We start from the raw sequence: 7,644 nt of genomic DNA on the forward strand, positions 1-7,644 counted from the left end.
TGCCTCAGCCGTAACTCAGAATCAAACCGTGCATCAGGCGCGACCAGCCGCTCAATGACACGAACAGGAAGATTTTCAGCGGGATCGAAATCAGGTTCGGCGAGACCATCGACATGCCCATCGCCATCAGCACGTTGGACACCAGCAAGTCCACCACCAGGAACGGGATGTACAACAGGAACCCGATCTCGAAGGCCCGGGTCAGCTCCGAACTGACAAACGCCGGGATCAGCACCACGAGGTCGTCATCCCGCAGGTCGGCACGGGCTTCCGGCGACCAGATGGTCTCGGTGGCCTGCACAAAAAAGCCGCGCTCGGACTCGTTGGCAAACCGTGCCAGGTGCGCCTGTAGCGGCGGGCGCAGGGCGTCGCCGAGGTCCTTGAGTTGCTCGACGTGCTCGATATTCAGGTCGCGGCCCTCTACCTGGCGGTACATGTCGCCAATCAACGGCGTGGTGACGTACACCGAGAGAATCAGCGCGATGCCGTACAGCACCAGGTTCGGCGGCGTCTGCTGCACGCCCAGGGCGTTGCGGATCAGGAACAGCACCACCGAGATTTTCATGAAGCCGGTGAGGGTCACCACCGCCAACGGGATCAACCCGATGGTGGCAACCACCAGGATGATCTCGATCAGGTTCGGCTGATAACCGGTCATGGGGTGGCGAAACTCAGCAGGCGCACGCCCAGGCCGTCACCGATTTTCACCAGTTGGCCCTGGCCGACGCGACGGCCGTTGACCATCAGGTCGACGCCATCCACGGTCGGCGTATTCAGTTGCAGCAGGCTGCCCGCCCCCAGTTCCCGCAGTTGCGCCAGGGTCAGTTCCAGGCTGCCGACCTGGCACACCAGCTTGAGGGGCAAATCGTCCAGGGCCGCGGCGGCATCGACGTCAGTCATTGTGTTCTCCATGTCCAAAAGGGGCGTGTTCAGAGGTTCCTGCACCTGCAGCGACGAGCCGTCGCGCTGGCAGCGGGCTTGCAGGCGGCCCTCAAGGTCCAGCAGCCAGCCGCTGCCGGGTTCGAGCATCAGCACATCGCCGGGCTGCAGGCTGCGCAGCTCGCCGAGGCTCAACCATTGCCGCCCGGCCACTACCGACAGCGTGTGGCGCAGCGCCGGCAACGGGTCGGCGTCGATCTGGCCGTGCTGCTCCAGCAACTGGCCCACCAGCACTGCAGCGCTTTCACTCAAGTCCAGTTGGGCGGCCATTGGCGGGTTGTTGCCGAAGGTCAATGTCAGTGCCAGATGCACTGCATAAGGCCGCAGGTCGTCACTGGTTTCGAGCAGTTGCACGGGGTGGCCGAGCAACGGTTCGAGGCGCTCGATCAGGTCCAGCACGGCCAGTTCCAGCAGCAGCGAACGCGGTAATGCCGGCAGCACTTGCGCGTCGAACTGCAACGCCAGCGGCACCAGTACTTGTTCCAGGGCGGCAGCCGAGAGTCGCAAGCGCACCGGTGACTGGCCGAGCAACAGCAACACATCCCGGGGTGTTTTCAGCGGCTGGGGATCGGCGGCCCAGGCGACGCTCAGATCCTGCCCGGCGCAGCGGCCCTGCCACGCATGCCGCCGGCGGTGCAATTGGTTATGCAGCGTGAGCAGCGCCGGGTCGTAGTGCTCAAGCCAGGGCGCCAACGGGTCGGCAAGGGCCACGATCATGTGCCGAGTCCTTGTTCTTCACGTAGCTCGCCGGCCACCCGTTCGCTGCTTTCACGCCCGTCCAGCAGGCTTTGCCAGGCATCAGACTGGCGCTGGCGGCTCAGGCGCTCCTGGCGAAACAGCTCACGCTCGCGCTCCTGGGTTTGCAGGGTACTGGACACGTGGCTGACGTCGCCTTCAAGCACCTGCTCATCGTCGGCCAAGCCCCGCAGGCGATCCTGGGCGGCCTGCCAACTGGCCACCGACAGGCCTTCGGTCAGCGAGGCGTAAATCTCGCCGGCTTCATGAGCAACGGCCTCACGGTGCAGGCGCAGTTGTTCCTTGGCGTCGGTCAAGGCGCCGCGGGTTTGCGCGCAGCGTTGCTGTTGCGCCGCCAACTGGCTCGCCGCCCGCTGTTCGCGCAGCACCCGCAGGGTTTGCAGGGTGCGCAGTTGTTCAGTCTTCATCGGTTCTTTTCTCCATCGTCATACCAACAGCGCACTCACTGAGTGCATGAAGATCGAATGTGGGAGCTTGCTGCGCTTTCGGGCTCATGCCAGCACCTGGCGCATGCGGATCAAGGTGTGTTCGGGGCTGCTGGGTTCGTCGGCGTTCTGGCGCAGGAAGGCTTCGATTGCCCCATGGCGGGTGATCGCTTCGTCGGCCAGCGGGTCGCTGCCGGCGGAGTACTCGCCGACGCGGATCAGCATTTCGATCTCGCCGTAGCGCGCCATCAATTCACGGATGCGCATCGCCAGGCGCTTGTGTTCGTCACCGGCGACCTGCTCCATCAAGCGGCTGCGGCTGCGCAGCACGTCCACCGCCGGGAAATAGTTGCGCTGCGCCAGTTCGGCGCTGAGGGCGATATGCCCGTCGAGGATCGAACGCGCTTCCTCCGCCACCGGATCGCTGGCGGCGTCGCCTTCGGTGAGCACGGTGTACAGCGCGGTGATGCTGCCGGCAGGGCCCGGGCCGGCGCGCTCGAGCAACTTGGGCAAGGTGGCAAAAAACGACGGCGGATAACCGCGGCGGGTCGGCGGTTCACCCACGGCCAGGCCGATTTCGCGCTGGGCGCGGGCGAACCGCGTGAGGCTGTCCATCAACAGCAGTACATTGCGGCCCTGGTCGCGGTGGTACTCGGCCAGGGTGGTGGCGACAAATGCCGCGCGCACCCGCTCGGCGGCCGGGCGGTCGGAGGTGGCGACGACAGCAACGGTGCGTGCGCGGGCCGTGGCGTCCAGTTGCACATCCAGCAGTTCGCGCACTTCCCTGCCCCGCTCGCCGATCAAACCGATGACAATCACATCGGCCTCGCTGTTGCGGATGATGCTCGCCAACAAGGAGGATTTGCCCACACCGGGCTCGCCGAAGATGCCCATGCGCTGGCCCTGGGCGAGGGTCAGCAAGCCGTCGATGGAGCGGATGCCCAACGCCATGGAGCGCACGATCAATTGCCGGGAGAACGGGGCCGGTGGCTCGGCATGCAAGGGGTAGGTCTGCAGGTTCAGGGTTGGCGGTACACCGTCACCGTCGAGAAACTCGCCCATGGGGCTGATCACTCGCCCCAATTGCGCATCGCCCACGGCCACACCCAGGCTTTCGCCGGTGGCAGTGATTTGCGTGCGGGTCGACAGGCCTTCCATGGAACCGATGGGCGACAGGATCGCTTCGTCGCCATCAAAACCGATCACTTCGGCGCTGAGGCTGCGACCACTGACCGGGTCGCGCAGGTGGCATAGCTCACCGATGCTCGCGCCCGCCACGCTGGCCCGCAGCAACACCCCGCGAATGCTCAGCACCGTGCCCTGCATCGGACGCAAGCGGGCCTGGGACAGCCGCTCGGTCAGGCGCGGCAGCAGTTGATCGAGGTTCATGCCACGCCCTCTTCGGCAAAGGGCAACAGGCTGCGGCGCAGGCTTTGCAGTTGCGCCTCCAGCCCCAGCTCAACCGAACCCGCCGGGCTGCTCAGGCGGGCCTGGCCGGCGCCCAGTTGCGCATCGGCCTCCACGGCGATGCCGTCCTTGAGCAACTGTGGGCGCAGGGCATTCACGTCGGCGGGCGGCACCCACAACGTCAAGGCCTGGCCCTGGCGAAACGCGCTCAGGGCCTGGCGTGTACAACGCACCACGCGGTCGGTGTCATCCAGTTCGCCGAGTACTTCACGCACGATGCCCAGGGCCAGGTCCGCTAGCGACGCCTCAAGCCCGGCCAGGTAATGCTGGACTTGGGCCTGGGTTTCCAGCAGCAACTGTGCAACCTGTTCGGCACCTTCGCGGCGCGCACTTTCAAAACCCTCGGCGCGGGCGGTGTGCAGCCATTGGTCGCTGTCGGCCTTGATCTGCTCGGCGTGCGCCCTGGCGGCTTGCACAAAGGCAAAGCCATCGGTCCATAACGCCGCTTCATCGGCGCGCAAAATCCGCGCGGCCGGACGGCTGGGTAATTCACTCATGGGCAAGCTCCTCGGCGAGTAACCGGGCGGCGACGGTCTGGACGATCTCCAGGTCGCGGGGCAAGCGCCCGCTGTAGCCCTTGGGTGCGACAAACCGCAGGGGCAGCCAGCCTTGCAACTCGGCAGGCTGGGCTTGCAGCCAGGCGGCGACACAGGTGAGGCCATCGCGGTCGATGGCGTCGATCAACTCGGCGGGCTCGCGCAGCAGGTCGGCCGCGCCGCCCAACTGCCGGTGCGCGAGGGCCAGGGCAAAGGCTTCCTGGCCAAGGCCCTCGCGCAATTCATTGACCACTTCGCGGCGGATCTCCCGGCTCAGGGTCGAGCCATGCCAGATCGCACCACACAGCCTGGGCAGACGCGCAAATTGCGCCGGGCTCAGCAGCAGCACCGGCAAATCAGCGGCGGGCGGCGTGACCAGATGCGCCAGCGGCGCCAGCTGATAATGGCTGGCCAGCAGTTGCTCCAGCCGCGAGCGAAAACGCGGCTGCCCATGCAGGGCTTGCAGCACCTCGACCGGCAGGCCTTCGCCAAAACACTCGCCAAGGCTTTGCTCGCGCACAAACTGCAACGGCTGGGCGATCAGCCCCTGCCAACGCTCAACCAGGCTCATTCACCCTCCTTGAGCACATACAACGCCTGGGACTGGCGCCGCGCCCATTGCTGGCGGGCCAACACACCACCCGCGCCGAGGGCGAGCAGCAGCAAGCCACCGAACAGCAACCGCGCCTGGTTGAGGTTGTCTTCCAACAGCCACAGGCCCATGAAACGCGCGAGTCGCGGTTGCGCCGGGTTCTGGCTGATGGACACCGCGGCCTTGATCGCGGTCACCGACACACCGTCATAGCTCAGGCCGGAAATTCCGTTGGCAACCAGGGTCTTGATCTGCGGAATCAGCGTGTTGATGTCGGTGCCCGGGTCGTAGCGCACCAGCACCGAGGCCGACGACGGCGAAATCACCCGCTTGAGCAGGTCATTGTCCGGCAGCACCACGTGCACCCGCGCCGAGACGATGCCGTCGATCTGCGACACCGAGTGGGACAGTTCTTCGCTCAAGGCATAGATCATCTGCGCCCGCTCCTGCACCGGCGACGACACCAGGCCATTGCCCTTGAACACCTCGCCCATGTTGGAAAAGCTCTGCTGCGGCAGGCCGGCGTTGTCCAGCAGGGTCATGGCCTCGGCGAAGCGCTGTTCGTCGACCACCACTTTCAACTGGCCGTTGTCCTGCACCTTGCGCGTCGCCGGGATGCCGTCGCGCAGCAGCACCGCGACCATGGCGTTGGCGTCGCGCTCGCTGAGGTTGGTGTAGAGGTCCATGTCGCAGGCCTGCAAGAGGCTGGCGAGCACGCCGATCAGCAGCAGGCGCAGGGCACGATTCGGGCTTGGCATGGCGTTATTGACCCTTGAGCAGCGTGTTGGCGGAACCGGAAATCTGCGTCGCACCGCGCACCACCATCTGGGTTTCGATGGAGTAGTCGAACATCTTGCCCAGTGAATGGACGATCTGGTCGACCTGCTGCTCGGCAACTTTCTTGCCCGGTTCTGCGGTGGGCGAGGCACCCGAGGTGCGGATATCCGCAGCGGCCACTTGCGGCGGCGCCGAGGGGTTATTGGTGAGCAAATCGGCGCGCTCGGAAAAGGTCCGGGAGCGGTCGATAAAACTGTTCAGGCGCTCCATCAGCCCCGAGCCGATCTGATGGGGGCTGGCGCCCTCGGGCATGCCCTTGGCCGTATTGGCCATGTGCTCGAACAGATTCTGCGAGGCCCCGGCGGGCCCCGCGCCGGCGGACGGCGGCAAGGCCGTGGCGCTGGCAGCGAGACTGATGGTCATGGGTGCGCCCTACTCTTCGTCGTCATCGGACATGGCGTCATTCAGCATTTCCTGGGCCTTGGGCATGATGATGAATTGGCCGCCGATGGTGACCGCCTGGGTGATCAGGGCATCGGTGAATTCGGCGTCGGTCATCTCCGGTTTATCGGCGCTCTTGGCGTTGTCCACCGCGGCGTTGAACTTGGCTTCAGGGCTGGCGCCACCGGGGGCGAGGTTGCTGTCTACGGCGGTTACGGACATGGTCATGCTCCTTTACTGGGGTTGGGGTGAATCAAGGGGTTTCAGTGCTCACCTGGGCGCCGCGAAACACCCGCACGCCGTGCTCGCGCGCCACAACAGGCGCGGCGGCCTTGGGCTGCAGGTGATCCACATGCTGCTGGACCAGCGCCAGGTACGGCGGCGGCCCGGAGACGAAGACTTCATCGCCCTCGGGGCCGTTACGCATCGATAACTGCTGGCCGAACACATCGAGGTTGTTCAGATAGGCCTGCAACTGATCCAGGTTCAGGGCGCTGGCCTTGAACAGCCTGGTGGTGATTTCATCGCTGGCATTGAGGTACAGCAGGTTGCCGTCGAAATACCAGGTCAGGCCATTGGTGCTGCACAGCATCTGCAAAAACTCCCCGGCGGTGGCTGCACGCACGGTGCTGCGGGCCTTGCCGCGGACCTTGTCGGAGAGCACCAGCGGGATATCGAGGTTGTGGCCGAACTCTTCGAGGGCGGCGCGCACGTCCTGGTCCACCAGCACATAGGCGTAGGGTTTGGCGAACCATTCGGGCTCTTCGTCGGCGTGGGCGATCGAGGCACCCAACAGCACCGACAGACATAGGAGCGCCATGGAAAATATGCTTACATGACGTCCGCCTTCGCCCAACGAGTTGTGACGATGACCAAACACTTTTTGCTTGCCGGCAGCCTGTTGCTGGCTGCCTGTTCCAATACTGCGCCGAGCGATTCCGACCGCTCGCTGAAGCTGGCCGACGACCTGAACAAACGCGGCGACTACGCCAGCGCGGCGGCGCTGTACGAACGTGCGGCCCAGCAACCGGGCGCAAGCATCGACTTGTGGCTCAAACTCGGCCAGGCACGGCTCGACGGCAACGACGCGGTCGGTGCCGAGCGCGCCTTCCAACAGGCCCTCGGCCTTCAAGCCCACAACGCCGACGCCCTGCTGGGACTGGGCACCGCGCAACTGCGCCTTGGCAAAAGCCAACGCGCCGTGACCGCCCTGGGCCAGGCCGCCGAGGCCAGCCAATCGCCGGTCGCCTACACCCGACTGGGCATTGCCCAGGTGTTGAACGGCCAGGCCGTCGCGGCACAAACCGCGTTCGCCAAAAGCCTGAGCCTGCAACCCGACGACCTCGACAGCCGCTGCAACCTGGCCCTGGCCTACGCCCTTGGCGGCCAGGCGCAGCAGGCCTTGGACACCATCGCCCCCGTCACCCAATCGCCCCGCGCGTTGCCACGGCATCAGCGTAATGAGTTGTTGGTGCTGGTGTTGGCGGGTTACGAACAACGGGTGGCCAGCTTGCCGCTGGACGATATACCGGCGGCTGAGCGCGCACGCCTGATCACGGAAGCCAACCGCATCAAAGCCATCAGCGATCCGATTGCGCAAGCGCGGGAATTGGGGCTGGTGGATACGCACTAAATCCAACTGCTTTTGATCTTGCTGTTGCCCTGCTTTTGACGTTGCTTTTGATCTATCAGGCCCCGTTAAACCACGCTG

Annotated in this window: 11 protein-coding genes; 1 reads left to right on the forward strand and 10 read right to left on the reverse strand. The window is 65.2% G+C overall.

All coding sequences use genetic code 11. The features are described from left to right. Nucleotides 1-4: 4 nt before the first annotated feature. From sctR to HX873_RS08895, 10 genes are all read right to left on the reverse strand, one after another. Nucleotides 5-658 (reverse strand): type III secretion system export apparatus subunit SctR, encoded by a 654-nt coding sequence (sctR, locus tag HX873_RS08850; protein WP_003208316.1) that lies wholly within the window; start codon nucleotides 656-658, stop codon nucleotides 5-7. Beyond that, entirely contained in the window at nucleotides 655-1,656 is a 1,002-nt protein-coding gene (sctQ, locus tag HX873_RS08855) for a type III secretion system cytoplasmic ring protein SctQ (protein ID WP_102369489.1), read from the reverse strand. The genes sctR and sctQ overlap by 4 nt, the downstream gene beginning before the upstream one ends. Then, entirely contained in the window at nucleotides 1,653-2,102 is a 450-nt protein-coding gene (locus HX873_RS08860; RefSeq protein ID WP_102606212.1) for a hypothetical protein, read from the reverse strand. The genes sctQ and HX873_RS08860 overlap by 4 nt, the downstream gene beginning before the upstream one ends. 84 nt (nucleotides 2,103-2,186) lie before the next feature. After that, entirely contained in the window at nucleotides 2,187-3,509 is a 1,323-nt protein-coding gene (locus HX873_RS08865; protein WP_102369491.1) for a FliI/YscN family ATPase, read from the reverse strand. Continuing rightward, nucleotides 3,506-4,084, reverse strand: a complete 579-nt coding sequence (locus HX873_RS08870) for a FliH/SctL family protein (protein ID WP_177009714.1) — start codon at nucleotides 4,082-4,084, stop codon at nucleotides 3,506-3,508. The genes HX873_RS08865 and HX873_RS08870 overlap by 4 nt, the downstream gene beginning before the upstream one ends. Next, nucleotides 4,077-4,694: a hypothetical protein gene (locus HX873_RS08875; RefSeq protein ID WP_003208324.1), complete on the reverse strand. Its 618-nt coding sequence runs from the start codon at nucleotides 4,692-4,694 to the stop codon at nucleotides 4,077-4,079. The genes HX873_RS08870 and HX873_RS08875 overlap by 8 nt, the downstream gene beginning before the upstream one ends. Beyond that, a complete protein-coding gene (gene sctJ / locus HX873_RS08880; protein ID WP_177009713.1) occupies nucleotides 4,691-5,473 on the reverse strand; it encodes a type III secretion system inner membrane ring lipoprotein SctJ in 783 nt (260 codons plus the stop codon). The genes HX873_RS08875 and sctJ overlap by 4 nt, the downstream gene beginning before the upstream one ends. A 4-nt stretch (nucleotides 5,474-5,477) precedes the next feature. Further along, a complete protein-coding gene (locus tag HX873_RS08885; protein ID WP_003208328.1) occupies nucleotides 5,478-5,915 on the reverse strand; it encodes a hypothetical protein in 438 nt (145 codons plus the stop codon). 9 nt (nucleotides 5,916-5,924) lie between these two features. Next, nucleotides 5,925-6,155, reverse strand: a complete 231-nt coding sequence (locus tag HX873_RS08890) for a hypothetical protein (RefSeq protein ID WP_003208330.1) — start codon at nucleotides 6,153-6,155, stop codon at nucleotides 5,925-5,927. 31 nt (nucleotides 6,156-6,186) lie between these two features. After that, a complete protein-coding gene (locus HX873_RS08895; RefSeq protein ID WP_177122591.1) occupies nucleotides 6,187-6,753 on the reverse strand; it encodes a type III secretion protein in 567 nt (188 codons plus the stop codon). 48 nt (nucleotides 6,754-6,801) lie between these two features. On the opposite strand from HX873_RS08895, the gene HX873_RS08900 reads away from it, so the two are divergent. After that, complete coding sequence (locus tag HX873_RS08900) at nucleotides 6,802-7,566, forward strand: tetratricopeptide repeat protein (RefSeq protein WP_134326973.1); 765 nt, start codon at nucleotides 6,802-6,804, stop codon at nucleotides 7,564-7,566. Nucleotides 7,567-7,644 lie beyond the last annotated feature (78 nt).

This window comes from Pseudomonas sp. P7758, assembly GCF_013386485.1.
GTDB lineage: Bacteria > Pseudomonadota > Gammaproteobacteria > Pseudomonadales > Pseudomonadaceae > Aquipseudomonas.

Bases quoted from the DNA above. Each gene is read 5' to 3' on its own strand.
- sctR (WP_003208316.1), bottom strand. From the start codon at position 658: ATGACCGGTTATCAGCCGAACCTGATCGAGATCATCCTGGTGGTTGCC.
- sctQ (WP_102369489.1), bottom strand. From the start codon at position 1,656: ATGATCGTGGCCCTTGCCGACCCGTTGGCGCCCTGGCTTGAGCACTAC.
- HX873_RS08860 (WP_102606212.1), bottom strand. From the start codon at position 2,102: ATGAAGACTGAACAACTGCGCACCCTGCAAACCCTGCGGGTGCTGCGC.
- HX873_RS08865 (WP_102369491.1), bottom strand. From the start codon at position 3,509: ATGAACCTCGATCAACTGCTGCCGCGCCTGACCGAGCGGCTGTCCCAG.
- HX873_RS08870 (WP_177009714.1), bottom strand. From the start codon at position 4,084: ATGAGTGAATTACCCAGCCGTCCGGCCGCGCGGATTTTGCGCGCCGAT.
- HX873_RS08875 (WP_003208324.1), bottom strand. From the start codon at position 4,694: ATGAGCCTGGTTGAGCGTTGGCAGGGGCTGATCGCCCAGCCGTTGCAG.
- sctJ (WP_177009713.1), bottom strand. From the start codon at position 5,473: ATGCCAAGCCCGAATCGTGCCCTGCGCCTGCTGCTGATCGGCGTGCTC.
- HX873_RS08885 (WP_003208328.1), bottom strand. From the start codon at position 5,915: ATGACCATCAGTCTCGCTGCCAGCGCCACGGCCTTGCCGCCGTCCGCC.
- HX873_RS08890 (WP_003208330.1), bottom strand. From the start codon at position 6,155: ATGTCCGTAACCGCCGTAGACAGCAACCTCGCCCCCGGTGGCGCCAGC.
- HX873_RS08895 (WP_177122591.1), bottom strand. From the start codon at position 6,753: ATGGCGCTCCTATGTCTGTCGGTGCTGTTGGGTGCCTCGATCGCCCAC.
- HX873_RS08900 (WP_134326973.1), top strand. From the start codon at position 6,802: ATGACCAAACACTTTTTGCTTGCCGGCAGCCTGTTGCTGGCTGCCTGT.